General features: G+C 54.4%; 17 protein-coding genes. 7 read left to right on the plus strand and 10 right to left on the minus strand.

Going from position 1 to position 25,334, the window contains the following annotated elements; translation table 11 throughout:
* The 4 genes from QM579_RS06920 to QM579_RS06935 form a co-directional block, all read right to left on the minus strand.
* Positions 1–1,185, minus strand: a 1,185-nt coding sequence (locus QM579_RS06920; RefSeq protein ID WP_414998479.1) for a DNA gyrase subunit A, incomplete at its 3' end; no start/stop codon positions are given.
* A gap of 233 nt (positions 1,186–1,418) precedes the next feature.
* The gene (gene gyrB / locus QM579_RS06925; RefSeq protein WP_414998440.1) at positions 1,419–3,824 is read right to left on the minus strand and encodes a DNA topoisomerase (ATP-hydrolyzing) subunit B; all 2,406 of its coding nucleotides are present in this window, start codon (positions 3,822–3,824) and stop codon (positions 1,419–1,421) included.
* Positions 3,824–4,978: a DNA polymerase III subunit beta gene (gene dnaN, locus QM579_RS06930; RefSeq protein WP_414998441.1), complete on the minus strand. Its 1,155-nt coding sequence runs from the start codon at positions 4,976–4,978 to the stop codon at positions 3,824–3,826. Before dnaN ends, gyrB begins: the two co-directional genes overlap by 1 nt.
* A gap of 148 nt (positions 4,979–5,126) precedes the next feature.
* Complete coding sequence (locus tag QM579_RS06935; protein WP_414998442.1) at positions 5,127–6,515, minus strand: helix-turn-helix domain-containing protein; 1,389 nt, start codon at positions 6,513–6,515, stop codon at positions 5,127–5,129.
* Positions 6,516–6,930: 415 nt separating this feature from the next.
* On the opposite strand from QM579_RS06935, the gene QM579_RS06940 reads away from it, so the two are divergent.
* Positions 6,931–8,475, plus strand: coding sequence for a peptidoglycan DD-metalloendopeptidase family protein (locus tag QM579_RS06940; protein WP_414998443.1), 1,545 nt, complete (start codon positions 6,931–6,933; stop codon positions 8,473–8,475).
* Between the two features lie 30 nt (positions 8,476–8,505).
* The gene (locus QM579_RS06945; protein WP_414998444.1) at positions 8,506–8,730 is read left to right on the plus strand and encodes a hypothetical protein; all 225 of its coding nucleotides are present in this window, start codon (positions 8,506–8,508) and stop codon (positions 8,728–8,730) included.
* Positions 8,731–8,995: 265 nt separating this feature from the next.
* Here QM579_RS06945 and larB read toward each other — a convergent pair whose 3' ends face one another.
* The gene (gene larB, locus QM579_RS06950) at positions 8,996–9,769 is read right to left on the minus strand and encodes a nickel pincer cofactor biosynthesis protein LarB (protein ID WP_414998445.1); all 774 of its coding nucleotides are present in this window, start codon (positions 9,767–9,769) and stop codon (positions 8,996–8,998) included.
* 245 nt (positions 9,770–10,014) lie between these two features.
* Between larB and QM579_RS06955 the strand changes: the two genes are divergently transcribed.
* Positions 10,015–11,544: a sigma 54-interacting transcriptional regulator gene (locus QM579_RS06955; protein ID WP_414998446.1), complete on the plus strand. Its 1,530-nt coding sequence runs from the start codon at positions 10,015–10,017 to the stop codon at positions 11,542–11,544.
* 278 nt (positions 11,545–11,822) lie between these two features.
* Here the strand turns inward: QM579_RS06955 and QM579_RS06960 are convergent, their stop codons facing one another.
* The 4 genes from QM579_RS06960 to QM579_RS06975 form a co-directional block, all read right to left on the minus strand.
* Positions 11,823–12,500: an RraA family protein gene (locus QM579_RS06960; protein ID WP_414998447.1), complete on the minus strand. Its 678-nt coding sequence runs from the start codon at positions 12,498–12,500 to the stop codon at positions 11,823–11,825.
* A 107-nt stretch (positions 12,501–12,607) separates the two neighbouring features.
* The gene (gene dctA, locus QM579_RS06965; protein ID WP_414998448.1) at positions 12,608–13,948 is read right to left on the minus strand and encodes a C4-dicarboxylate transporter DctA; all 1,341 of its coding nucleotides are present in this window, start codon (positions 13,946–13,948) and stop codon (positions 12,608–12,610) included.
* 129 nt (positions 13,949–14,077) lie between these two features.
* Positions 14,078–15,238 carry a UxaA family hydrolase gene (locus QM579_RS06970; RefSeq protein ID WP_183720162.1) on the minus strand — a complete coding sequence of 387 codons (1,161 nt, stop codon included), beginning with the start codon at positions 15,236–15,238 and terminating at the stop codon, positions 14,078–14,080.
* Between the two features lie 4 nt (positions 15,239–15,242).
* Positions 15,243–15,527, minus strand: coding sequence for a UxaA family hydrolase (locus QM579_RS06975; protein ID WP_183720159.1), 285 nt, complete (start codon positions 15,525–15,527; stop codon positions 15,243–15,245).
* Positions 15,528–15,866: 339 nt separating this feature from the next.
* Here QM579_RS06975 and QM579_RS06980 point away from each other — a divergent pair, with 339 nt between their 5' ends.
* From QM579_RS06980 to QM579_RS06995, 4 genes are all read left to right on the plus strand, one after another.
* Positions 15,867–17,516, plus strand: coding sequence for a sigma 54-interacting transcriptional regulator (locus QM579_RS06980; RefSeq protein WP_414998449.1), 1,650 nt, complete (start codon positions 15,867–15,869; stop codon positions 17,514–17,516).
* Positions 17,517–17,778: 262 nt separating this feature from the next.
* Positions 17,779–19,698 (plus strand): SurA N-terminal domain-containing protein, encoded by a 1,920-nt coding sequence (locus tag QM579_RS06985; RefSeq protein ID WP_414998450.1) that lies wholly within the window; start codon positions 17,779–17,781, stop codon positions 19,696–19,698.
* A 274-nt stretch (positions 19,699–19,972) separates the two neighbouring features.
* A complete protein-coding gene (glmS, locus tag QM579_RS06990; protein WP_414998451.1) occupies positions 19,973–21,799 on the plus strand; it encodes a glutamine--fructose-6-phosphate transaminase (isomerizing) in 1,827 nt (608 codons plus the stop codon).
* A gap of 207 nt (positions 21,800–22,006) precedes the next feature.
* Complete coding sequence (locus tag QM579_RS06995) at positions 22,007–23,677, plus strand: diguanylate cyclase (RefSeq protein WP_414998452.1); 1,671 nt, start codon at positions 22,007–22,009, stop codon at positions 23,675–23,677.
* Positions 23,678–23,795: 118 nt separating this feature from the next.
* Here the strand turns inward: QM579_RS06995 and QM579_RS07000 are convergent, their stop codons facing one another.
* On the minus strand, positions 23,796–25,214 hold the full coding sequence (locus tag QM579_RS07000; RefSeq protein WP_414998453.1) for a phospholipase D-like domain-containing protein: 1,419 nt from the start codon (positions 25,212–25,214) through the stop codon (positions 23,796–23,798).
* Positions 25,215–25,334: the final 120 nt, after the last annotated feature.

The raw sequence follows: 25,334 nt of genomic DNA on the forward strand, positions 1-25,334 counted from the left end.
CGCAGACGCGCGGATAAGAGCCACAACCTCGTCAATATTGTCGATGGCAACGCGCAGGCCTTCAAGAATATGGGCGCGGGCCTCAGCTTTTTCCAGATCATACCGCGTGCGTCGAATGACCACTTCACGCCTGTGATCCACAAAGCAGGTCAGGGCTGTCTTGAGGTTCAGCAGCTGCGGGCGGTTGTCCACAACGGCCAGCATGTTGATGCCAAAGCTCGTTTCCAGCGGAGTGAACTTGTACAGGCCGTTGATGACGATATCAGGGATGGTGCCGCGCTTGAGATCGATAACCACGCGGATACCCTTGCGGTCAGATTCGTCGCGCAGGTCGGTGATGCCGTCGATCTTGCGGTCATTGACCAGAGCCGCGATTTTTTCCACCAGCGAAGACTTGTTGAGCCCGTAAGGAATTTCTCTGATAACAATGGATTGAAAACCCTTCTTGCGCTCTTCGATTTCCATACGGCCACGCACCTTAACGGTACCGCGTCCGGTGTGGTAGGCGTCGTAAAGTCCCTTGCCAGCATAGACAAAACCGCTGGTGGGAAAGTCCGGGCCTTTCACATGCTCCATAAGATCGTCGACGCTGCACTGGGGATTGTCCAGCAGCACCTGCAGGGCATCGCACAGCTCGCCCAGGTTGTGGGGCGGAATATTGGTGGCCATACCAACGGCAATACCCGAGCTGCCGTTGACCAGCAGGTTGGGCACCTTGCTGGGCATAACCGTGGGTTCCTGCAAGGTATTGTCGTAGTTGGGCCGGAAATCTACGGTGTTTTTGTCCAGGTCGCCCAGAAATTCCTGAGCCAGCTTGGACATGCGCACTTCAGTGTAACGCATGGCTGCCGGGGCGTCGCCGTCGATGGAGCCAAAGTTGCCCTGCCCGTCCACCAGAGGATCGCGCATGGAAAATTCCTGCGCCATACGCACCAGGGCGTCATACACAGCCGAGTCACCGTGGGGGTGATATTTACCGATAACGTCACCGACCACGCGGGCGGATTTTTTATGCGGGCGGTTGTAGTTGTTGGCAAGCTCGTACTGGGCGAACATGATGCGCCTGTGTACGGGCTTCAGGCCGTCACGCGCGTCGGGAATGGCGCGCCCGATGATGACCGAAAGGGAATACTCCAGATACGACTTGCGGAGTTCTGTTTCTATGCTTATCTGCGGCTGCTGCATTTCTGCCACTGCGGGCCTCACTGCTTTTTTTGAGGGGTAGTTGGGTGACCGCCTCTGGCGGTCGGGGCACAAGGCCCCGTAACCCCTTTTCAATCGTTACTTGCGAAAACAGCCGGCTGGCGGTCGATATTTTCGCATCACACAAAATAAAACTCTGCCGGAAAGCATGAAAAAGAGGCGCCAGTACAACAGGGGCCTCCCCTCACAATATATACTTCCAGCATGCTATTCCATTAAATATCCAGATCGTGAACAGCAAGGGCGTTACGCTCGATGAACTCTCGGCGCGGCTCAACCCGGTCACCCATAAGTTCCACAAAAGCGTCCGAAGCCTCATTGGCGTCTTCCACAGATACCTGTAAAAGAATGCGGTTTTCGGGATTCATCGTTGTCACCCAGAGCTGTTCGGGGTTCATTTCACCCAAACCCTTGTAGCGCTGGATGTTGATGCCCCTGCGGGCTTCGTCCAGCACCATGCGGATAAGATCGGCAAGGCTTTCAGCAGGTACTTCGCCATCCTTGCGGCGAATGCTGAAATCAAGACCGCCGCATTCTTCACGCAGGTCGGCAAAAAGCTGCCAGGTTATACGGTACAGACGCGAAGCAAAGAATTCCATGCCGCGCCGGGTCTGATGGCCCCCGGTATTCTCGAATATGGCGAACATGCGCTCTTCTTCGTCTTCACTTTTTTCGTGCTCGAGGGTCAGCATATAGCCACGCTCGTTGAGCCAGTCAGTGAGGCCTGTGTCCTGCCGTTCCAGCATGGTCTGGTCTATCTGTTCGGGATAGGTGCTCATGGCCAGGAAGAGGTCACGCGGAATACCGCTCATTTCAGCATCGTTCAGACGCGCTTCAATGGTTTCCACGCGTTCCACAAGCGCGGTAAGGTCCGATCCCGTGTATTCCTTTCCGTTGGTTGCCAGAATGGTCACGTCTTCGCTTACACGCGAAAGCAGAAAGGCATTGAGCTCTGTATCGTCCTTGATGAACTTTTCCATGCGCGAATTGTGCGCACGGTACAGCGGCGGCTGGGCAATGTAGACAAAGCCGCGCTCCACCATTTCCTGATACTGACGAAAAAAGAAGGTCAGCAGCAGTGTGCGGATATGCGCTCCGTCCACGTCGGCGTCTGTCATGATGATGATCTTGTGGTAACGCAGCTTGTCGAGGTCGGTGTCTTCCTCGCCAATGCCTGCGCCCATAGCCGTAATAAGGGCTTTTACTTCCTTGTTGGCCAGCATTTTGTCAAAACGGGTGCGCTCGGTATTCAGAATTTTGCCGCGCAGGGGCAAAATGGCCTGATTTTTGGGATTGCGCCCCTGCTTGGCCGAACCGCCTGCCGAATCACCTTCCACGATGAAAAGTTCGGATTCAACAGGATCCTTGCTCTGGCAGTCAGCCAGTTTGCCCGGCAGGGAGTTATCCGAAAGCGCACCCTTGCGGCGTACCAGTTCCTTGGCACGGCGGGCGGCGTCGCGGGCGCGGGCAGCGTCCACGGCCTTGTCGATAATAAGCCGGATATCCTTGGGATTTTCTTCAAAATAGACCGTAAGACGGTCATAAACAGCGCCTGCCACAATGCCCGCTATTTCACTGTTGCCAAGCTTGGTCTTGGTCTGCCCTTCAAACTGCGGCTGAGGCAGCTTGACGCTGACAACCGCAGTGAGGCCTTCGCGCACGTCGTCACCAGACAAACTGGTGTTTTTCATCTTTTTTACAAGGTCGGCCTGGCCCTTGATGTAGCCGTTAATGGCGCGGGTAAGGGCCGTGCGGAAGCCCACAAGGTGGGTGCCGCCTTCCTTGGTGCGGATGTTGTTGGCAAAGGTAAGGATATTTTCCTTGTACCCGGCATTGTACTGAAGGGCAAAATCAACGGTGACGCTTTCAACAAAGCCTTCGCCGAAAATGATGGGATGAATGCCCTGCTCGCCGGAATTGAGATCACCCACAAACTGGCGAATGCCGCCTTCTGCATGAAAAACGTGGGTTTCGCCGATGCGCTCGTCAATGCATTCAATGGTCAGGCCCTTGTTGAGATAGGCCAGCTCTTCAAAGCGCTTTTTGAGCGTATCGTAAGAAAATTCAGAGACTTCAAATATTTCTTCGTCCGGCTTGAAGCGCACGGTGGTACCGTGGCCGTCAACGCCTTCGCTGATAACTGTCAGTTCGTCCTGGGGAATACCCCGTGAATAATGCTGGCGGTAACGCTTGCCGTCACGGCGCACAGTCACTGTCAGTTCTTCGGAAAGGGCGTTCACGCAGGAAACGCCGACGCCGTGCAGACCGCCAGACACCTTGTAGCTGGAATTGTCAAACTTGCCGCCGGCATGCAGTTTGGTCATGACAACCTGAACAGCAGGCACGCCTTCCTTGGGATGAATATCCACAGGAATGCCGCGGCCATCGTCGCGCACGGTAACGCTGTTGTCAGCGTGCAGGATGACGGTAACCCGCGAGCAGTAGCCAGCCATGGCTTCGTCAATGGAGTTGTCCACCACTTCGTAAACCAGGTGGTGCAGGCCACGCGTGTCTGTGGAACCAATGTACATGGCCGGGCGCTTGCGCACGGCAGAGAGCCCTTCCAGAATGGTAATGGAAGAGGCGTTGTAGCCGCCGTTACCGGGGGTTTGGGGAGCCATTAAACGTCTTCCTCGCTATAGTAGGTCGTTTCAGAAACCTTCATGGGCATGATAATAACTGTGTAGTCCGGGTCGTCCGCGCCGCGTATGCCGCAAGGGCCTTCCGCTCCGGTAAGCATCATGTCGATCTTGGCGGACACGAAGTGGGACAACACATCCATAAGGCTGCGTGTGGGAAAGGCGATACGCTTGATATCGCCGCCATAGGTAACTTCAAGGCTTTCGTTGGCAGAGCCCACGTCCTGACCCTGAGCAGAAAGCAGGGCTTCGCTGGCGGAAAGGTCCATATAGGTGCAACGGTCGCTTTCTGTATTAAAGATGAGTATGCGGCCCAGAGCTTCCATAGCTTCCTTGCGCTCAAGCGTCATAGGATGCATGTCGCCGCTGGCCAGCTTGCTCATGAAGATATTGTAGTCCGGGTACTGGTGGGCAGCCCGGGGCAGGCTCAAGGTCTCGGCCTTGCCAAGGCTGCGGAGGTAAAGGCGCTTTTCAGTGATGTTCAGCTCAATTTCGTCCACGCCCAGCCATTTCTTGATGTCCTGAAGGTACTTCTTCTGGATGAGAATGCCTTCTTCAGGCAGGCGCTCGGCCAGTTCGTCGTGCGTAAAGGACACAAGAGCGAACTGATGGCCGTTAAGGCCGCAAACGTCGATACGCCCGTTGCCCTTGGGCTTCATGCACAGGCAGGCAATGGCGTCCATTGCGTCGTCTTCGCTGATGCAGAAGGTCACCTTGTCCAGCAGGTCCTGAAGAAAATCGCCAGACCAAGTTACGGTATTCTCGTCAGGAAAGGTGGAAAAATTCTGAAACCACTCTGCCCCGCTCACAGGAAGCTTGTAGGAACGACGTCCCTGTTCAATAAGCAGGTTGCCCGAAGCTTCATCAAGAGAAAGATGCAGCACCCCAGAAGGCAGCTGACGCACCAGATCCACAAAGGCTCTGCCCTGTACGCCTATAAGGCCGGGTTGCGCCACTTCAGCCTGATAACGGCCAGTGAACTCAATGTTGGCGTCAGTGGACATGACGGAAAGCCCGCCCTCTTCAGCCTTGAGCCAGATAGAACGCAGATACTGCGCACCTGCCTTGGCAGGAATAATGGCAACAGCCTTCAACAGGCCTTCAATGATTTGTTCTTTATTAACAGTTAATTTCATAAATTCTTTCCTTAACTATTATTAGCCTTGTTTCTTTGTTCGTAATTTATAAAACGCTTTGTAAAGATTGAATTTTTTATGGAACATCCCAACGTGCTCCCAAGGAACGTCAGTAACAACCGCCAAGGCTGATGGCCCTTCTGGACGGTCAGGGGGTTTTCATTTCAAACTCTGTCACTAACTTCTGTACCCTTTTGTCACTAACTAGAAGTTTGTTAATCTTTTTAATGGCATGGATGACTGTACTATGGTCACGTCCGCCAAATGCCCTGCCCAGTTCCGGGTAGGAAAGTCCCAGTTTCTGACGGCATACATACATGGCTATCTGCCTTGCCAGCACAAGGTCTGGCCGCCGTTTGCCGCCGAGCACGTCGTCAGGCTTGAGGTTGAGACCCTTCGCCACTTCGGCGAGAATTTCTCTGCAGCCCGGCATTTTTTCAGCAACGCCAGTACGCACAATGTTTTCAAGGTCAGTCTGGGTCAGATTAAGCCCTTTGACAGCGCAATATGCTCCAACCTTGAGAATAAGACCCTGCAAAAGACGAAATTGCGAACAACGCTGCGCAAGAAAGAGCAGCTGTTCCCTTGTGAGGGGCAGGCGGCGTTCTTTGCACATGAGCTGCAGGTAACGCAGGCGTACATCCAGGTCAGGCTCCATCAATTCCACCACAAGACCGCTCTCAAGCCGGGAACGCAGGCGTTCGTCCAGCGCCCTGAGGGTCTGTGTCTGCCCGGAGCAGGCAAAAATCATGCGGGGGCTGGCTCTTCTTTTTCTGTTACTGTGAAAAGCCGTTGTGCCTGTTACCGGAACAACCTGCTGGCGTTCAGGAGACGAGGTGTTTTCCTGTCTGCCCGGGCAGGCGTCCATACAGGCCACGAGCTTATTCTGCCAGCCGCTGTGGCTGGACATGTCCTGTATATCGTCCAGCATCAGCACGTCATAACGCTGCCAGAAAAGCTCGGGGCTTTTGGCCCAGGCAGTGTCTTCAGAAAAAAAGCGGGCGGGATTGGTGCAGACCATACGCGCTGCATCAGTTGTGCGCGCCAGCGTGGTTGCCATTGACTGTAAAAGAAGGCTTTTGCCAGTGCCGCTTCGCCCGCAGACCAGAAAAGGATTGTAGGCTGTGGTATTGGTGTTTCCGGAAATTTCTTTGGCTGTAGCCAGAGGAAAGGTATTTTTGCCGTTAAAAATAAATCCGGCAAAAGGATCGTCCTGCGGGCCCTCGCTTTCAGCACTGTACGAAAGGGAACTGCGGCTTGCGGGCATGACGGTTGCCACGTCCCGGGCACTGGCAGAAGTGCGCTCATAAACTATCTGCGGCGCCGGACTTGCCTGCTGCTCATTAAAATGGCGGTTAACGGCTTCTTCAAAGGCGGCGCGTTTGTGCTGGCTGAACCAGGCCGCGAAATACATGTGCGGAAAAACCACTTTCAGTGTGTTTTCTTCCTGGCGCAGTGTAAGGCTGTCCAGCCAGGATGTTTCTCCTGTAATGGTCTGGTTTTCGGCCAGTATATCCCGCAACTCGTTTTTCAGCATAGCTCTGTGGTTCTGTGTCCACTCAGGGCGCGCCCTGTGGATAAAGACTTTTCCGCGGCCATTTTCAGGCCCGTTTTTTCCGGCTTTCGCCGTACAGGAACAAGGGGTATTCATAACACAAAAGATGAACGCAAACAAGAGGTCCATCATGGCCTGCAAACAGCCGTCCTTGTGGACAACTGTGGAAAACTGCACTGTTTTTGTCTGCTGCGACTCATTTGAACAATAATGTGATCCATATGTGTCTGTGGGGAAGTGCGGGCTCTCACTGATCAATAATAAATATAGAATAATAATTATGATTATTAATGTAATATAGACAATATAATTATCAAAAAGAAGATACAGCAGGAACAAATTTGCAGAACTGGACAAGGCAGGCCCCCATGCGTATAAGCTTCCAATGGGGTTCACGATGAAAAGACTATGGTTGGTAGGGGTCTTGCTTCTGGCGTTGCTGGGTTTTGTTTTGGCGCGCCATACGGGGCTATTAGGCATTTCCGGCAACGGCCCAGAGCAGCAACAAACCACAGCGGCAGGATCAGGCACTACAGACAGCGCTGGTGAAAGTTCCGCCAGCACGCACGCGTCTCAATCTCCCACTTCAGAAGCTGAAGGCTCCACTGCCACAGATTCTACCTCCGCCGACTCTTCCCCTTCAGAAAAAACAGATACTTCTGCAGATACTGCCACAGATAACGTTGCAGGCCAGAGCGCCGACGGCGCTACAGCCAATGCTGATGCTGCTGCCGATGCTGCTGATGAAGGCGCTGCACCCGGCGAAGCTGTTACCAAAGGAACCTTTGAAAAAGGCGATACGGTCAGCAAGGTCTTGGAAAGCGCCGGGGGACAGGGAGTAAACCAGTACGTCAGTGCCGCACGGCAGGTTTTTTCCATGCGTTCCTTCCGCGAAGGCCAGCCCTATATTGTTGTGACAGACAAGGAAACCGGGCAGGTTAAGCGCTTTGAATACGAAATAGACAGCCGCCGCCGTCTTGTGGTTGAGGGCACGGAAAATCCTGCCGCAAGGGTGGAGCCTATTGAATATGTTGTCTTGCTGGCTTCTGTTGAAGCCACCATCAATGACAACCTTTTTCAGGCTGTGGCCGACATTGGCGAAAACCCGCAAATGGCGCTCAAGCTGGCAGATCTTTTTGGTTCTGAAGTGAATTTCATTCGCGACCTTCAGTCAGGTGACTCTTTTTCCGTCCTGGTGGAAAAACGCTATCGCGACAGCGAGTACAAGGGCTACGGCCGCATTCTGGCCGCCCACTTCACCAACAAGGGAAAAACCTACGAAGCCTACCTGTTTCGTGACGGCAGCCAAAGGGCTGAATATTACAACCGCAAAGGCGAAAACCTGCGTAAAACCTTGTTGCAGGCTCCTCTTGCCTTCACGCGCATAAGCTCACGCTTTACAAACAGCCGTTTGCACCCCATATTAAATTATAGACGGGCACATCATGGCGTGGACTACGCCGCGCCAACAGGTACGCCCGTAAAGGCTGTAGGCGACGGACTGGTTACACAGCGCGGCTGGGCTGGCGGCTATGGCAACCAGATCATCGTCAAGCACGTAGCCGGGCTGGAATCTATGTATGCCCACCTTTCGGGATATGCGCGAGGCCTGGCAACGGGCCAGCGGGTCCGGCAGGGACAGGTCATAGGATTCGTGGGCAGCACTGGTCTGGCAACGGGGCCGCATCTGGATTTCAGGCTCCGCCAGAACGGCAAGTTTATTGATCCCACCAAGGCCATCAACCCGCGTGGCGAGCCTGTAGCGCGTAAGGCGATGGCAGAGTTTGAAAAGATAATGGCTCTTGAGCTGGCCTATCTCAAGGGCGAGAAAAACCTTTCCGAGTATGAGGCTGACAGTCTGGTGCCGGATGTGCCGGTTACCGCTCCTGAAAAGCCTGTGGAAAAGGAAAAAAAGAAACCCGCCCAGAAGGGTCGCCGCTGATATTGACGCCACCCCGCAAGGAGGGCTGCCATGATGTACTTCGAACCTATGTCTGGTCTGACTGTGGTGGTTCAGAACACACCGCCAGATACAACAGATGTTACTTCCTATGCGCCTTCCGTCATAATAGACGGAACAGCTGCTTCGGATCAGCTTTTGTCAAAGGAAAGTGCCCAGTCTTTCATGCAGACGCAATTCAGAATGGCCACCGCCAACATGCTTGGTCTGGGAGCCGTCACCAGCGGCTGGGCCTGATACCAGCGTAACTAATATACAGACAGTGCCGCCACCAAGTCCGTTGAGCTTGATGGCGGCACTGTCTGTTTTGTCTGATGAACCACTGAAACGGTTATTTGAATTCACGCAGAGCAGGATTTTAATGTGAATATGCCCGAGGAAAGCAGTTTCCGGGCAGAAATTTTTTGTGATAAAGCTGAATAATAGATGGCTTAGGCAAAACAGTGTGGGGAATAAGCCTTACTTCAAAAGAGTATCTATCTTTATAAATAATTCCAGTAGTCTATGCCCTGTTCAGCAATTTTGCGGCAAAGGCCGCAGCGCCAAAGCCATTATCGATATTGAGGGTAGCCACGCCGGGCACGCAGGTGCTGAGCATGGTTGAAAGCGCCGCAAAGCCCCCTGCCCCGATGCCATAGCCCACAGATGTGGGTACTGCCAGAACCGGGCAGGATACAAGACCTGCCAGCACTCCGGGCAATGCCCCTTCCATACCGGCAACAGTAATGATGATACGGGCCTTGCGCAGGGCTTCAACGTGTACTGTAAGCCTGTCGAGGCCGGCCACGCCTACATCTGTTATCAACCCGCATTCCTTGCCCCAGAACGCAAGAGAACAGTATGCTTCAAGCGCAACGGGAAGATCAGCCGCACCTGCGGTAACTACGAGTACTTCCCCGGCAAGCGGCCAGGGAGCCTTCATTGCTTTGGCAAAACCTGATGCTCCACCCAGGGAAAACAGACGGGCATCGGGCCAGTAGTGGCCCACCGAAAAACGTTCTTCAAGCAGGGCTGCCTGAGCAGGAGTCACCCGGCTGACCAACACCTCACCGTGCCGTGCCAGACCTTCAACAGCCGCCAGCAGTGCGCCGTCGCTCTTGCCCTGGGCCAGAACAACCTCGGAAAGGCTGGTGCGCAGCATTCGCTGTGGGTCAAGGGTAAGGGCATGCAGCGTATCGCGCACGGCTTGCGTTCCAAGAAGGTCCAGAGCTGTTTCAGGCTTCAGCCCTCCAGCGGCCACTTCTTCCAGAATTTTCAGTAATTGGATGTTGGACATGTGTTTTATATACGGCAGGCTTCGGATATTGTCAGCATTGTTGCATGGTCATTCTGGAGCGTTTTAAAAATTAACCTGCCCTTTCAGAGCCAGCTAGTTTGACGTGTATAAAGCCCTGTTTCACTGGTCTGTAAAAAGAACATGCGTGTCTGTGACAGCTATGCCGTATTGCAACCCTGCACAGTTTTAATGTCTTTTGGCGTCAGTTGGTTGCATTGTATCGCGCTACACGGTAAGAAAAAACCATGTTGACGCGCCGTCTGCTATTTCTCACTCCTGCCCAGGCTGTAACTACGGTCTTTCCTGCCCTGCGTGATGCCGGGTATGAACTTGGTATTGCTGAAAATCTCAAGGGTGCCTCCGTATTTATCCGCAAATCCGGCCCGGGGATTATTTTTGCGCGTCCTTCCCTGCCCGGCTTTCGGGTGGAAGATCTTCTGGCTGTGGGAGCCGAAGATCCCAATTTTCCACCGGTGATCGTTATTACCGACAAGGGAACAGCTGACGAAGCCGAGCGCCTCATGAGTCTTGGGGCGCAGGATTACTGGCTGGAGCCTCTTGATGTGGAACGCATTGTGGCTGTTGCCCGCTCCGTGGGCAACTCGGCATCACGCAAGGCCGCAGCGCCCTCTACGTCCACACTTGGCGGGCGAAAACCCCACTATGTGAATACAACCGGACCGCGCATTGTGGGCAGGCATCAGGCTATGGTCAGGGTGCTGCAACTGGCCCGTCAGGTAGCCGGATCAAAAGCCACGGTGCTCATTACCGGCGAATCGGGCACGGGCAAGGAAATGTTCGCCCGCTACCTGCATGCTATGAGCAAGCGCGGGGACAAGGCCTTTGTGGCAGTCAACTGCGCTGCTCTGCCGGAACATCTTCTTGAAAGCGAGCTTTTCGGGCATGAAAAGGGCGCTTTTACCGGAGCCATAGCCCGCAAGCCCGGCAAGTTCGAGCTGGCTGACGGCGGCACCCTGCTGCTGGACGAAATTTCTGAAATGGATATGGCTTTGCAGGCCAAGCTGTTGCGCGTGCTTCAGGAGGGCGAGGTGGACCGCGTGGGCGGCACGGAAACTCTCAAGGTGGATGTGCGCGTGCTGGCCACAACAAACCGCGATCTTGAAGATTGGGTCAAGCAGGGCAAGTTCCGTCAGGACCTCTATTTCAGGCTCAATGTCATTCCTCTGCGCCTGCCTTCATTGCGCGAACGCTGCGATGATGTGCTTGAACTGGCCCATTTTTTCATGGACATGTATGTGCGCGAATACCAGTTGCCTCAGGCTGCCCTGTCTCAGAGCGCCGTTGACTGGCTGCGCGGCTATGATTTTCCCGGTAATGTGCGTGAGTTACAGAACTTGATGGAGCGCGCCGTGCTTCTGGCTAACGGCCGCCCCATAGAACCGCGCCACTTTTTGCTGGAAAATGACGACTGGCCGTTGTTTGAAGAAGACGAGGCGGAATTTGTTTCTGATGAGACGGCAGTGGGCACAGCCGAATTTGGCGCAACACGGCCTGTTCAGGACACTGCACATTCGTTTGATGCGGCAGATACTCAGGACGCCCGAGAAGGCGCATACGTCGCGCCTCAGGCCTCTGCAAACGTATCCGGCGGTGCTGTTATACCTTTGCACGAAATGGAGCGCATAATGATCCTCAAGGGGCTGGAAGCCACATCGGGCAACCGGACACAGGCTGCCGACCTTCTGGGCATTTCAGTACGCACCCTGCGCAACAAGCTCAATGAATACCGCGCGGCGGGGCATCCCATCGACTGACGCGTCCGTCTGCATAAAAATTAAGAAACCCCGGTCAAGCCGGGGTTTCTTGCCTCTGGCGAATCAGCGCCGCATCATTGCCGTATCTGCCAGTGCTTTCTTGGGGATATGGATAAAAGAGCAATGATAAGGAGCGCGGCGTTCAGGGCCGGAAGAATGTTTTATTTAAAAAACTGTTTATTGCGGCCTGTGCCGTATGTTTGCCAGCGTTTTGCAGTTAAGGCCTGTTGCCAGGCTATTGCCCTTTCCTTACGCCACTTCCCGAAAATCAAAAAAATTTAGCAGCCGTTGTTGATGGTGCAGCAGGATCTTCTGAGTTTTTCGTACAGCCAGGTGAAATCCAGAGTACCCCGCTCTTCAATGCGGCGCAGTTTTTCCAGCCCGTCGGCAGTAATTTTCTCAGCCTGCGCAGCCAGTCCTTCAGCTTCTTCGGCGCGCACGGCCACGATTCCGTCGTCATCAGCCACAATTATGTCGCCGGGGTTTATGACCACGTTACCAATACTGATGGGCACGTTTATTTCGCCGCAGGTGTCTTTGTAAGGACCATTGGGAGAGACGGAGCGTGCGTATACGGGAAAAGGCAGCTCTTTCAGCGCACGTGCGTCCCGTACGGCTCCGTCGATAACAAACCCGGCCAGTCCGCGCTTCATGGCCAGATTGGCCATTATTTCTCCGCAGACTGCGCGTTCTTCATATGCCCCGCACGACACCACAAGCACATCGCCGGGGTTGGCATTGTCGACCGCGTAATACAGCAACAGATTTTCGCTGGCAGGCAGGTTCACCGTGTAGGCCGAACCAAGTATGCGGCTGACGCCCAGAGGCTTGAGAGCTGACGGAAAGGCAGCGTTGCGGCCCAAGGCATCGCAGATGTCGGCAACCGCGAGGTTGGAATACTGATTTATGATTCCGGCAGGCAGGCGGTCGAACTGGCGGTTGATGACAAAACGCATGAGATGAGCCTTAGCGGAGCTTTTGTTGAAAATTTTGCGCCCATCCGTCGGTATGGCGAACGTTGACGGATGGGCGCACTCAATTGGGCATGGAGGAGTGAGTTGCCCTACTTGCCAGGTTGCGGCGCGGCAACCGGGGAAGCATTGTCGATGACGTCGAGGTCCACGTCCTTGTCCAGCAGATCTTCCACATCAACCTTGCCGCTGAGCACGAGGTTGGCGCGGTCAAGGTCAATGGATTTTTCCCAGCGGCCGATGGCCACGGTGGCCACACAGTTGCCGATGAGGTTAACCACGGCGCGCATTTCGTTAAGAATGCGGTCAATACCGATAACCAGGGTCATACCGACCACAGGAATGATATTGGTGGCCGACAGGGTAGCTGCCAGGGCAATAAGAGCCGCGCCGGCAACACCCGCGCCGCCTTTGGAGGTCAGCAGCAGGACGAGCATCAGCGTGATCTGGTGCTGGAGATCCAGATGGATGTCCATAGCCTGGGCGATGAAGGAAGCGGCCATGGTAAGATAGATGGCAGCACCGTCAAGGTTGAAGGAGTAGCCAGTGGGGAACACGAGGCCCACAACGGACTTCTTGATGCCGAGGGCTTCCATCTTTTCCATGCTGCGGGGCAGAACGGCTTCAGTGCTGGCGGTGCCAAGCGTGATGAAGATTTCTTCCTTCATGTACTTGATAAGCTGCCAGATGTTGATGCCGGAGAATTTGCAGACAAGGCCCAGAATAATGATAACGAAGAGCGCGCTTGTAATGTAAAGGCAGGCCACAAGCTTGCCCAGTGAGGCCAGAGCGCCCACGCCGTACTTGCCGATGGTAAACGTGATAGCGCCGAATGCACCGATGGGCGCAAGCTTCATGATCAGGTTAACCACACCGAGGAAGGCGTTGCTGAAACGGTCAAGCGTGCCGAGAATGGCCATCTTGGGCTTTTCGCCCATGTGGGAAAGGCTCATGCCGAAAAGCACGGAGAACAGAAGCACCTGCAGAAGATTTCCTTCAGCAAAGGCACCCACCACGCTGTGGGGGATGATGCCCATGAGGAATTCCTGGGTGGTCTGTTGTTTGGCATGCGCGAACTTGCCCAGAGCAGAGGCGTCCATAGTGGCGGGGTCGGCATGGATGCCGGCGCCGGGCTGGACGAAATGCACGACAACAAGGCCGATAAACAGTGCAAGAGTAGTGACAATTTCGAAATAAAGCAGTGTTTTACCGCCAACGCGACCAACAGCCTTAAGGCTTTCCATACGGGCAATGCCCACGGCAACCGTACAGAAGATAACGGGCGTAATGATCATCTTGATCAAATTGATGAAGACGTCGCCGAGCGGTTTGAGTTTTACGGCAATATCAGGCTGAATGAATCCAAACGCAATGCCGAGGGCGATGCCCAAAAGCACTTTGAAATAAAGCGTAGAAAATATTTTCTTTGACATATTTACCTCAAACACAGGTAGTGTATGGGGGGGGCGCTACCAGCTTGCGGCATTGCATTTGGCATTGCGCCCGAAAGGACGAAGGGCCGACGCCGGGGTTTTTACCGGCGCCGGCTCTTAAGTAATCCTTTATGCGCTTTCGTACAGACGGGTCATGATAAATTCACGATGACCCAGAGCTTCAGCCGCGGTGTTACGGCCGTTGCAGGTGCGAACGAGCATTTCAAGCAGCATGTCGCCAGCCTGATCCATGTTGATTTCGCGGCGCAGCAGGCCGGAAACGTCCACGTCGACATGTTCGTTCATGGTACGCACGGTGCGGGGGTTGGCCGACAGTTTGATCACGGGCAGGATGGGGTTGCCGATGATGTTGCCCTGGCCGGTGGGGAAGAAGTGGGCCACAAATCCGGAGGCAGCGCACAGGGTGACCATTTCGGCTGCGGCGGAAGAGGAGTCCATGAACCACAGGCCGGGGCCGGTGGGGGTTTCGGCCTTGTCGAGGCAGCCGATGACCGGAGCCTTGCGGCCGATCTTCTGGATGTTGCCAAGAGCTTTTTCTTCGATGGTGGTCAGGCCGCCTTCGATGTTGCCCTTGGTGGGCTGGGAGTCGCAAAGGTCGTTGGTCTTGTTGTCGTCAACAAGCTTGGCGTAGCGGTCAAAGAAAGCCTTGAACTTGGAGCGCACGTCGTCATTGGCACAGCGGGCCATGACCAGATGTTCGCCGCCAGTGATTTCGGTGGTTTCACCGAACAGGGTGGTGGCGCCGGCTTCCCACAGTTTGTCGAAAGCGTTACCAACGGTGGGGTTGGCGGCAATACCGGAAGTGGTGTCGGATTCGCCGCACTTGGTGGAAACCCACAGTTCGTCAAGGCTGCATTCGGTGCGCTGCAGTTCGGTGGCGTAGTGGACAAATTCTTTGGCTTTGAGGGAAGCGGCGCGGATGGTTTCCAGGTCGCCGTGCTGTTCAATGCCGAAGCCCACAACAGGCTTGCCAGTTTTGGCAATACCGTCAACCACGCGCTGGGTCCAAACGGGCTCGATGCCGATAACGACAACGGCGGCCACGTTGGGGTTGCTGCCCGTGCCGATAAGGGTGCGGAAATGCAGGTCGAGGTCTTCACCGAACTGCAGGCGGCCATAAGCGTGGGGCAGGGCCATAGTGCCCTTGATGTTGTTGGCCACGGCTTCGCAAGCGGCGTTGGAAAGGTCGTCCAAAGGCAGAATGATCACATGGTTACGGATGCCCACGCGGCCATTTTCGCGGCGGTAGCCCATAATTGTCTTATTCATTGGTTTACCACCTCTTGGTTTTGACGTTGTGCACATGCAGGTGCTCGCCACGCTTGATGGGCTTGACCACCTTGCCGATGTCGGTGCCGTATTTGATAACGGTGTCGCCTTCAGCAAGATCCTGAAGGGCAATTTTGTGACCGATCGGAATGTCGCTCAGGGTTTCAAACACCAAGGTGGTGTCGCCGTCCATTACCCAGCCGTTGAGTTGGTCGCCCTTCTTGACGCCTTCAACCACGACCACGCCGACGCTGTCGCCGGGTTCATGCACCACAAAGTGGGTTGTCATACTTGTCTCCTTAGATAGTATGGTAGTAATAAAACGTAGATTAATGTACAAGAGATCACTAATTGCATACTTTTTATGCACATATGCATTTTCGGTGTATTTAAATACAAGGCAAAATGCTTGTATTACGCCGTATATGCAATTTGATCACTTGTTGTACCCTAGTCTTGATCAGGTATTAGCAAGGTGCATGCCAAAATAGTAACTAGGTGGGTAATTAGCGCCATATAAGGATTTTTTTTCACAATGTTGATTGGTTGATCAATTAATAATGCCCATTTTGGGTAAAACTGCTTGTATTTGGGCAATAGAATGATTAAATGTGGGCAGAGGTGAGTTATGCCCTACGAGATTTCGGCAGATGGTTTAAGTAATCCTTCCCAGACAGTAGGCCAGGTCGTACATCATCTGGCCCGGCTGGTTGTGGGAAAAATGGACCGTAATGCTTTTTTTCGCATGCTGGCAAAGCAGCTACGCGTTTTGTTTCACTATGACCGCTTCTGTATCAATCTTTATGATGCAGAGAGGGAATTTCTCAATCTTTTTACTGCGGCCGACGGCACCGTGGTGGAATCGCTCTCCAACACCCGCATTGCCCAGAACACTGTGGCCGGGCTTGCCATTGCTTCGCGCAAGCCTGTGGTCATCAATGATCTGGCAAGTCATGATTTCGGTGATTCGCCCATGCCGCTTTCTACGGTGGGGCTCAATTCAACCATTGCCCTGCCCCTCATTGTAAGTGGCGAGGTTATCGGCACCCTGCACGTCTCTTTTGTGAAACCGCCTGAAAATATTGTGCAGATTCTCAATGTGCTACTGGAATTGAGCCCGGTGCTGTCCACTTTTCTTTTTGCCGTGTTGTCTGAAGAGCGCCTTGAAAAGGCCCGGGCCGCGCATGCTGCCGTGCCGCAAACTCCCGATATTGATACTACGGGCAGTATCCTGCTGTCGTCCAATTTGCTTGAAACCCCTGACATGCAAAGGCTTATGGCCTTGGCCCGCAAGGTGGCCAAGCTGCATATTTCTGTAATGATCGTGGGCGAAACAGGAACGGGCAAAAGCATGATGGCCCGTTGGCTGCATCGGCACAGCCCACGCCGGGGAAGCAATTTTGTGAAGGTCAACTGCCCTTCCCTGCCCCCGACCCTGTTTGAAAGTGAAATGTTCGGTTATGCCAAGGGGGCTTTTACCGGAGCCACCAGCAAGCGCATGGGCCGTGTGGAGCTGGCCCAGGGGGGAACACTTTTTCTGGACGAGATAGGCGAACTCGCGCCCGAGATGCAAAGCAAGCTTTTGCAGGTGCTTGAAGAAAATTCTTTTGAGCGTGTGGGTGAAGCTTCTCCTATTGGCGTTGATATACGTGTCATGTCCGCCACCAATATAGATCTTGGGGCAGCTATGGACGAGGGCCGTCTGCGCCGTGACCTGTACTACCGCCTTGGGTCAGTTGTGCTGCGGATGCCTCCGCTTCGTGAAAGAAAGAACGATATTCCCTTGTTTGTTGATCATTTTGTGCAGCAATTCGCCAAAGAATACGAAATAACGCCGCCAAAGCTTTCTCGTTCTGTTATGGAAGCCCTGTATGAGCACCGCTGGCCCGGCAATACGCGCGAACTGCGAAACGTGGTGAGCCGTCTGCTGCTCCAGACTCTGGACGGCCCCATAACCGACAGTTTTGCGGCAGAAGCCCTGCATCTGTGGAAAATTCCGGCAGAAGGCAGCGCCTCCGGTCCAACGGTTCCGACGGTCACCTCGCCCCCTGGCCCGCCTTCCGGCGGCTGGCAGGTGCCTATTGTGCCTCAGCCAGCGGCAGAAAATACTGGCGTCTTGCCGGCTTTGCCCACGCTTGAAGCAAATGAAAAAGCGCATATTGAAAAAGCGTTGCGCCTCAGCGGGGGCAAACTTTCCGGCCCTGGCGGCGCCGCCGCATTGCTTGATGTGCCGCGCTCGACCTTGCAGCACCGCATGCGCAAGCTGGGCATACAATAAGGGAAAGGCTGGTTTATTCCGCCTGGCAGCGTTGCTTCACTTTTTTGAAAAAGTCGAGGACGGAAGAGTCCACTTCTGCTTCAAAAAAAGATCGCGCCTTGCCAAACGAAATAACTGCGCGTTTCCAGGAGGCTCTTTAATCAGTGCTTCCTAAGACGAGCGAAGCCTTTTCCGGCGATTGCTCAGTCTTTCTTGAGTTTCCGCCAGATTGCGCATATGATGCCGCTCTACGTCAAAAGCAATTATGCATTCCGGAGTCCGCATGCTTGAGTATATCCGCGATAAATCACAGTCCTTGGGCGTCAAACTGGCCTTTGTGCTCATCATCCTCGTCTTTGTTTTCTGGGGCGTGGGCAATTTTAACGACCGCAGCGCGGGCACCCTTGTGGCCGTGGTCAATGGCGACGCCATTACCATGCGTGAATTTGAATCTGCCTACCGCAATGCCGAAGAAAACCTGCTGCGCAATGATCCCTCGCTTACCCGCGAGCAGCTGAAGGAACAGCAGCTGGGCCGTCAGGTGTTGCGTGATCTTGTCACCCAGGTATTGCTGTCGCAGGAAGCGGTTCGTACGGGCGTGACAATCACGCCTCTGGAGCTGCGCATGGCCATCGGCGGCATCAAGAGCTTCCAGAACGAAAACGGACAGTTCGATCCCAATGTCTATACCCGCGTGCTGGCGGCACAGCGTATGGCTCCTGCCCAGTTTGAGCACGACACCGCGCGCGACATGCTGCGGCAGAAGATTTACGCTATGGTGACGGCTCCTGCCTGGGCTGATCCCGCCGAGGCGCAGAAGCGTTTTGAATTTCTGCGCGAAAAGCGTGATGTGGACTACATTTTCATAGATTCCGCAGAATTTGCCCCTTCCATCAAGCCTACTGAGGAGGAAGTGACCGGGTACTACGAAAGCAATAAAGCGCAATTCGCCGTGCCCGCCAAGGCAGATATTTCTTATGTGCTGGTCAATCCGCAGGATCTGGTAAAAGCCAGCAGCATCAGCTCCGCCGAAGCACAAAAATGGTATGAAGAAAACGCTGCCCGCTTCGAGCAGAAAGAAGAAGTAAAGGTTGCCCATATTCTCGTGCCGCTGGCTGAAGACGCGTCTGCAGCCGAAGTGAAAAAGGCCGGGGATCAGGTTGCCAAGATTGAAGCTGAAATCAAATCCGGCAAAAGTTTTGCCGCAGTGGCCGATGAACACAATGGCCCCAACGCCGCAGGCCCTGGTGGCGAGCTTGGCTGGGTTAAGCGCAGCATGACGGTCAAGCCCTTTGAAGACGCCGCTTTTGCGCTTGACGCGGGCCAGGTTTCCGCTCCGGTGCGCACCCAGTTTGGCCTGCATATCATCAAGGTTGAGGAAAAGAAGGCTGGCGGTCTGCCGCCCTTCAAGCAGGTGGAAGCCCAGGTGCTGGCGGCCATGACCCAGGAGCAGGGCGTGGACAAGCTGCACGACGTGGTCGACAGTCTTGTTGAAGACAACATTCTTGGCCGTCCCCTGAAGCAGGGCGCGGAAAAGTACGGCCTCAAGTGGGGCGATACCGGCCTGCTTTCAGCGGCTGAACTTGAAAAAACGCTGGGCGTCACCGCCGCTGGCGCGGCGACCCTTGTGGGCACCCCGGCGGGCAATCCTGTGGACTCGGCCCTTGAGGCCGGAAAATCCTATGTTGTGGCCCGTGTGATCAAATCCGAACCCGCGACAACAGCTCCCCTTGAATCCGTAAAGGACCAGATCGTCAAGGTCCTTGTTGCGCAAAAAGCGCTTGTGGCTGCTATGGATGCAGCCGCGCAGCTGCGCAAGGAACTGGATACAGCGCCTCTTGGCGCGGCGGGCCTCAAGGGCCGGGAGATCAAAAACGTCAAGGGCGTGGAGCGCAACGGCGGTCTGGCCAGCTTTGCCCCCGATACGCAAATGGCAGCAGCCCTGTTTGAAGCCAAGGCCGGGCAATGGCTGCCCGTGGCCTACGCTGTTGAAGGCGATAACGGCGCTGGCGCTGTTCTGGTGCGTGTCAAAGGCGTGCAGGCCCCTGACGCCGGAGAATGGGACATGGTCAAGGACATCATGGGCAACGCCGTTACCCGTGACCGTGCTGACGCCCTGTTTGAAATGTTTATGCAGCGCCTTGCTTCCGGCGCCAAGATCGAAGTGTATAACGAAGATTTTGTTGACCGGAAGAACATGTAATAAATATTCGACTGTCTGACAGTGGATATCTGCGTGCGGATGAAACACCGTAGCACCCCTGAAAGGCTTGAAGAAAAAGGCTTTCGCGCCTGATCCGAGAATATTCTGGCCGGAGCCGCTTGACGGCTCCGGCCTTGTTTGTCAGAGCAAGGCATGCCGTCGTGATTGGCCGGGGCAAACAGACCCTGCCAAAGAACGGCAATGACGTTTGAGCGCCGCGGATTTTCGCGGTGCCGGAGGCACGGCCTTCCGGCGGTATATAAGGAGGCACGTTATGTGCGGCATTATCGGTTACGCAGGACATAGACCAGCTGTTCCCGTTGTTGTGGAAGGGCTGCGCAGGCTTGAATATCGCGGCTATGACTCCGCTGGCGTGGCCTTTGTGCGCCAGGACGACATCCATGTGGTGCGTGCTATGGGCAAACTGGCGGCGCTGGAAGAAAAGCTCGCCCACGAGTCCGTTACCACACCCACCTGCGCTATGGGGCATACCCGTTGGGCCACGCACGGCGTGCCTGCCGAGCGCAACGCGCATCCCCATTGCAGCAACGACGGCTCCCTGGCTATCGTGCACAATGGTATCATCGAAAATTATCAGGCCATCAAGGCGGAATTGACGGGCAAGGGCTACACCTTCACTTCTGAAACAGACACAGAAGTGTTGGTCAACCTTATTGCCGAACGCCGTAAAACGTCGCCCGACCTGTTGCACGCCTTTGCCACCGCCCTGCGGGAGGCTCACGGCGCTTACGCCGTGTGTCTTATGGACAAGGCCGAACCCGGCGTCATTTACGCCGCGCGCATGTCCGCTCCGCTGATCTTCGGTCAGGGAACAGGTGAAAACTTTGTTGCTTCAGACATTCCTGCCTTTCTGCCCTACACGCGGAAAGTGGTTTTTCTTCAGGACGGCGATCTGGTGCGCGCCACGGCAAGCAGCTATGAAATTCTGCGCCTTGAAGACCTGAGCCCTGTAAGCCACGAAACCCAGACCATCCAGTGGGACATGCAGGCTGCCCAGAAGGGCGGCTACCGGCACTTTATGCTCAAGGAGATCTTTGAGCAGCCGCGCGTCATTTCCGACGGTCTTACGGGCCGTATGAACGATGACAAGAGCAAGGTGCGTCTTGCAGAGCTGGATGACCTGCCCGTGCCCAAACGCCTGCATATTGTGGCCTGCGGCACGTCCTACCATTCGGGCCTGTGGGGACGCCTCTTGCTGGAGCATTGGGCACGCGTGCCCGTGCAGGTGGAAATAGCCTCGGAATTTCGCTATCGCGACACCCTGCTGCTGGACAAGGACGACATGGTGCTTGTCATCAGCCAGAGCGGCGAAACCGCCGACACCCTGGCGGCCCTGCGTATTGCGAAGCAGAACGGCGTGACGGTGCTTGGCCTGTGCAACGTGGTGGGCTCGTCCATTGCGCGTGAGGCTTCAGCCGTGCTCTACACGCAGGCCGGGCCTGAAATCAGTGTGGCCTCCACCAAGGCCATGTGCAGCCAGATGCTTATGCTGACCCTTATGGCCCTGTATTGGGGCACGCGTAAGGGTTGCCTGTCTGTGGAAGAAAGCCGCAGCAGTTTGCAAATGCTGGAAAATCTGCCCGCCCTGCTGGACGGCAATCTGCCCGCAATGCATGAGCGCGCCAAGGAAATCTCGCGCAAGTACGCCCAGGTACACAATTTCTTCTATCTGGGGCGTGGGCATTGCTATCCTCTGGCTCTTGAAGGCGCGCTCAAGCTTAAAGAGCTCTCCTACATCCATGCCGAAGGATATGCAGCAGGCGAAATGAAGCACGGCCCCATTGCGCTTATTGATCCGAGCTTTCCTACCTTTGCTCTGGCTCTGGACGATGCCTTGCTGCCCAAGGTAAAGTCCAATATGGTCGAGGTTCAGGCCCGGCAGGGACAGGTTATAGCCCTGACCAACAAGGGTGTGGAACTGGATGCCGAGGATCGCTGGGATATTCCGGCGCTTTCTGGCCCGCTTTCGGCTTTTCTGGCGCTTCCTGCGCTTCAGTTGTTCAGCTACGAAACAGCGGACTATCTTGGCAAGGACGTGGACCAGCCCCGTAACCTGGCCAAGAGCGTCACGGTAGAGTAATTTGCGGTTCGCATTGATTTTTTGTGAAGCCCCTGTTTCAGGGGCTTCTTTTTTTTGAACAAATACCTGATCTGTTAAAAACAGGATATGCGAAGGAGATCTTTTAAATAAAAAAGTCTTTTGCTAAGATGCCATAAAGCTTTCCTGCATCTGTTGCGAAAAGAATTTTAAAGGATGCAAAGGCGCTGCTGTTAATAAGGTTACAGAATGGAAAAACTGGCCAAAAGAAAAATTCGCGTATTCTATTACGTAACAAGCTTTGTGGCGATGCTGTCTCTGGCTGTGGCGCTTTCGGTGCCCTATTTTATTTCGGTGCGCAAGCAGTTCGATATGATGGTGGCCGAATCGAAAGCCCGTATATTTCAGGAAAAAAGAGATACGCTTGCAGAAAGGGTTGAAAGGGTTGTTGCGGAAATAGAAGCCATACGACTGACTGTGTACAAGGAGTATCAGACTCTGGCCGAAGCCCAGTGCGCCATGCTGTCTACCCTTAAAATGAGTACGCAGGACATTATAGACAGTTTTGATCCCAAGGTGACCAAACGTACTACCCGGTTTGTTTTGCACAATACAGGCATCGGCCTGGCGGTTTTTGACCGCGAAAGCCAGAAAATTCTCTGGACAGATGAAGATGCCCTGGTGCCCAACTTGCTTGAAGAATTCAAGCGGTCACAGCAGGGGCCATCGGAAGATTTTCCTGTATGGGCTGTCAACAATCTTGGCGACAACCGCATGGTTGCCATTTTTGCTGTAAGGGAAGCCATAGATAATATTGCTAAAAGCCGCAGCGTTGCCATTGTGCGCAGCCTGCGCTTTTCACTTAATCAATATGTGTGGATTAACGGCATCCGCAACTATAATGGCGGGCCAGATTACGCAGTACGGGTAGTACATCCGTCAATGGTGGGTGATGAAGAGGTGCTGCTGTCCACCGAAACAACCGACCCTGCGGGCAATCAGCCCTACAAGGAAGAACTGGAGGGCGTGCTCAAGCATGGGAGCGTCTATTTCACTTACCAGTTCACGAAAATCAATACGGATGAAGTGACTGAAAAGCTTGCCTATGCCCAGTTGTACAGGCCCTTTGACTGGATTATATGCACGGGCATCCATACAGACGACATGTTGTCTCTGGTGGCAAAACGTGAGGCTGATTTCAATCAGGCTTTCAAAAAACAAGTATCCTCATATGCCAAAATAATTTCCATCATCAGCCTGCTATACATTGGCATGATGGTTATTTTCGAACGCAGGCTGACTGGCATGGTCAAGGTATTCATCGTCAAACTCAAGGACGATGAAGCCGCGCTGAGGAAAGAAAAAAACAAGCTGGACGAAGCCTATAGTGAGCTGCAGCGTGTAGCCTACAGCGACTTTCTTACAGGCCTGCTCAACCGCCGGGCCATGTATGAAAGGCTTGAAGAGGAATTTTCACGCGCCCAGCGGGATGGACTGCAATTCTGCCTCGTGCTGGCAGATATTGATCACTTCAAGTCTATCAATGATACCTATGGGCATAATACAGGCGACGTGGTGCTGAAGGCCATTGCAGATATTTTTTGTCAGCATATGGGCACAGAAGACAGCGCCTCGCGCTGGGGTGGCGAAGAGTTTCTTATTCTTGCGCTTTCGTGTTCACTGAAAGAAGGCCTTGTTCTGGCGGAAACCCTGCGTCAGACAGTAGAAAATACGACCATTCATGATGGTGACATCGCCATCAACACCACGATCACTTTAGGAGTGGTGGAGTACGCTGAAGGTAAATCCTTCGACGATCTTATCAAAGAAGCGGATTTTTATCTTTATGCAGGCAAGAAACGGCAAAGAAACTGCGTCATGTCCAGTGAAAGTTCAGGTGAAGCTCCACTAAAAATATGACAGGTAGAGCAGTTAAACGCGGCATTTCAAAACAAGTGCTGAGCCAGACAAAACAGCCCGGAAGTTTCCGGGCTGTTTTGTCTGATAATGCGCGTTGTGTAAAAACAGGCAGCGATTCCTACAAATAAGGTGAAAAAATCCAGCAGGCCGCGTTGCGCAGTTTGACGGGCAGCGACAGTTTTTTCAGGTCTTCAGCAGTAATCTCGGTGCTCCGGGCGATGGTCGCGTCGATATGTGACGCGACCTGCTTGCAAAACTGCGGATCAAATACTTCCATATTCAGCTCAAAATTGAGGCGCAAACTGCGTGTGTCCAGATTGGCCGAGCCCACCTGGCTGTAATAATAGTCCACGGTGAGCAGTTTGGTGTGGGCAAAGGGCGGCGGCTGATACCACACGCGCACGCCAGCTTCGATCAGCGTGGGCAGCAGGCGAAATTGCGCCCAGTGTACGTAAAACAGGTTGTTTTTGACGGGCAGCACCACGTTTACGTCCACACCGCGCTGCGCGGCGCTGCGCAGGGCCGACACAAGGCCGTGCGAAGGCAGGAAGTAGGGCGTCATGATGCGAACAGACTGGCGGGCGGCATTGACCACACCGCAGAAAATATCGTTGAGCACATCCGCTTCTGAGCCGGGGCCGTCCATAATGATGCGGCAATGGCTTTCGCCAGCGGGCAGGGTGCTGGCCGGGGGAAGCGGCGTGTACTTGCCCGTGCAGAAACCCCAATTAAGCAGAAAGGCGCGGCGTAGCTGGTCGACGATGGGGCCCTGGCAGTGAAAGTGCATGTCCTGAACGTACTTGGTCTTTCCGGCTGCGATATTGTCGTCAGAGATGTTCATGCCGCCGCTAAAGGCAGTATTGTCGCAAACAAGCATTTTGCGGTGGTTGCGCAGGTTGATGCTGAAATTGGGCGGGAAGAGGCGCGGCGGCAAAAACATTGCCACCTGAACGCCGTGTTCTGCCAGTTTTTTCCAGGGTTTGCGCCAGGAGTAAAGCATGCCGATGCCGTCTACCAGCAAACGCACGTCAACGCCGCGCTGTGCCGCCTCGGTCAGGGCCTCGCCAAACTCCGTAGCGATCTTGCCCGCGTTGAAAATATAGGTGCAGAGAAAAACCTGTTCCCTTGCTTCACGAATGGCCTTGAGCATAAGCGGGTACGCTTCGTCGCCGTTATGCAGGGGCGTGAGGCTGTTGCCAACGGACAGGTGTTGCTCCGTCAGGTGGCGGCCAATTTTTTCCATGCTGATGATGTAATCGGGCAGTCCTTCCGGCGGGGTTTTGGGAAAAGGCGGATGGGCATAATCTGGCTCAAGCGGCTCTTGACGCCGCATTATGCGGCTGGCGTGACTCTCTGCCCGGCTGATACCAAAGGTTGCGTACAGAAGCGGGCCCACCAGGGGCAGAAGCAGGGCCGTCACAGTCCACCCCAGGGCTGCACGGGGATCGTGCTTGGTCAGCAACGCGTGGCAGACGGCAATCCATGACAAGATGTGTACGGCCAGCAGAGCCAGTGTTTCCAACACGCCTATAATCATGCCACATCCTTTGAGAGGGTTTGGTTTTTTTACTGCAATATGCCAGGCGTACTTTCAAAAAAGCACAGCGTTCAGATGCCGGGCTACAGGGAGTTCTGCTCCGGCTTCGGGTAATTGCAG

Source organism: Desulfovibrio sp. (assembly GCF_047607245.1).
GTDB lineage: Bacteria > Desulfobacterota > Desulfovibrionia > Desulfovibrionales > Desulfovibrionaceae > Desulfovibrio.

Bases quoted from the DNA above. Each gene is read 5' to 3' on its own strand.
- gyrB (WP_414998440.1), bottom strand. From the start codon at position 3,824: ATGGCTCCCCAAACCCCCGGTAACGGCGGCTACAACGCCTCTTCCATT.
- dnaN (WP_414998441.1), bottom strand. From the start codon at position 4,978: ATGAAATTAACTGTTAATAAAGAACAAATCATTGAAGGCCTGTTGAAG.
- QM579_RS06935 (WP_414998442.1), bottom strand. From the start codon at position 6,515: ATGCTGAAAAACGAGTTGCGGGATATACTGGCCGAAAACCAGACCATT.
- QM579_RS06940 (WP_414998443.1), top strand. From the start codon at position 6,931: ATGAAAAGACTATGGTTGGTAGGGGTCTTGCTTCTGGCGTTGCTGGGT.
- QM579_RS06945 (WP_414998444.1), top strand. From the start codon at position 8,506: ATGATGTACTTCGAACCTATGTCTGGTCTGACTGTGGTGGTTCAGAAC.
- larB (WP_414998445.1), bottom strand. From the start codon at position 9,769: ATGTCCAACATCCAATTACTGAAAATTCTGGAAGAAGTGGCCGCTGGA.
- QM579_RS06955 (WP_414998446.1), top strand. From the start codon at position 10,015: ATGTTGACGCGCCGTCTGCTATTTCTCACTCCTGCCCAGGCTGTAACT.
- QM579_RS06960 (WP_414998447.1), bottom strand. From the start codon at position 12,500: ATGCGTTTTGTCATCAACCGCCAGTTCGACCGCCTGCCTGCCGGAATC.
- dctA (WP_414998448.1), bottom strand. From the start codon at position 13,948: ATGTCAAAGAAAATATTTTCTACGCTTTATTTCAAAGTGCTTTTGGGC.
- QM579_RS06970 (WP_183720162.1), bottom strand. From the start codon at position 15,238: ATGAATAAGACAATTATGGGCTACCGCCGCGAAAATGGCCGCGTGGGC.
- QM579_RS06975 (WP_183720159.1), bottom strand. From the start codon at position 15,527: ATGACAACCCACTTTGTGGTGCATGAACCCGGCGACAGCGTCGGCGTG.
- QM579_RS06980 (WP_414998449.1), top strand. From the start codon at position 15,867: ATGCCCTACGAGATTTCGGCAGATGGTTTAAGTAATCCTTCCCAGACA.
- QM579_RS06985 (WP_414998450.1), top strand. From the start codon at position 17,779: ATGCTTGAGTATATCCGCGATAAATCACAGTCCTTGGGCGTCAAACTG.
- glmS (WP_414998451.1), top strand. From the start codon at position 19,973: ATGTGCGGCATTATCGGTTACGCAGGACATAGACCAGCTGTTCCCGTT.
- QM579_RS06995 (WP_414998452.1), top strand. From the start codon at position 22,007: ATGGAAAAACTGGCCAAAAGAAAAATTCGCGTATTCTATTACGTAACA.
- QM579_RS07000 (WP_414998453.1), bottom strand. From the start codon at position 25,214: ATGATTATAGGCGTGTTGGAAACACTGGCTCTGCTGGCCGTACACATC.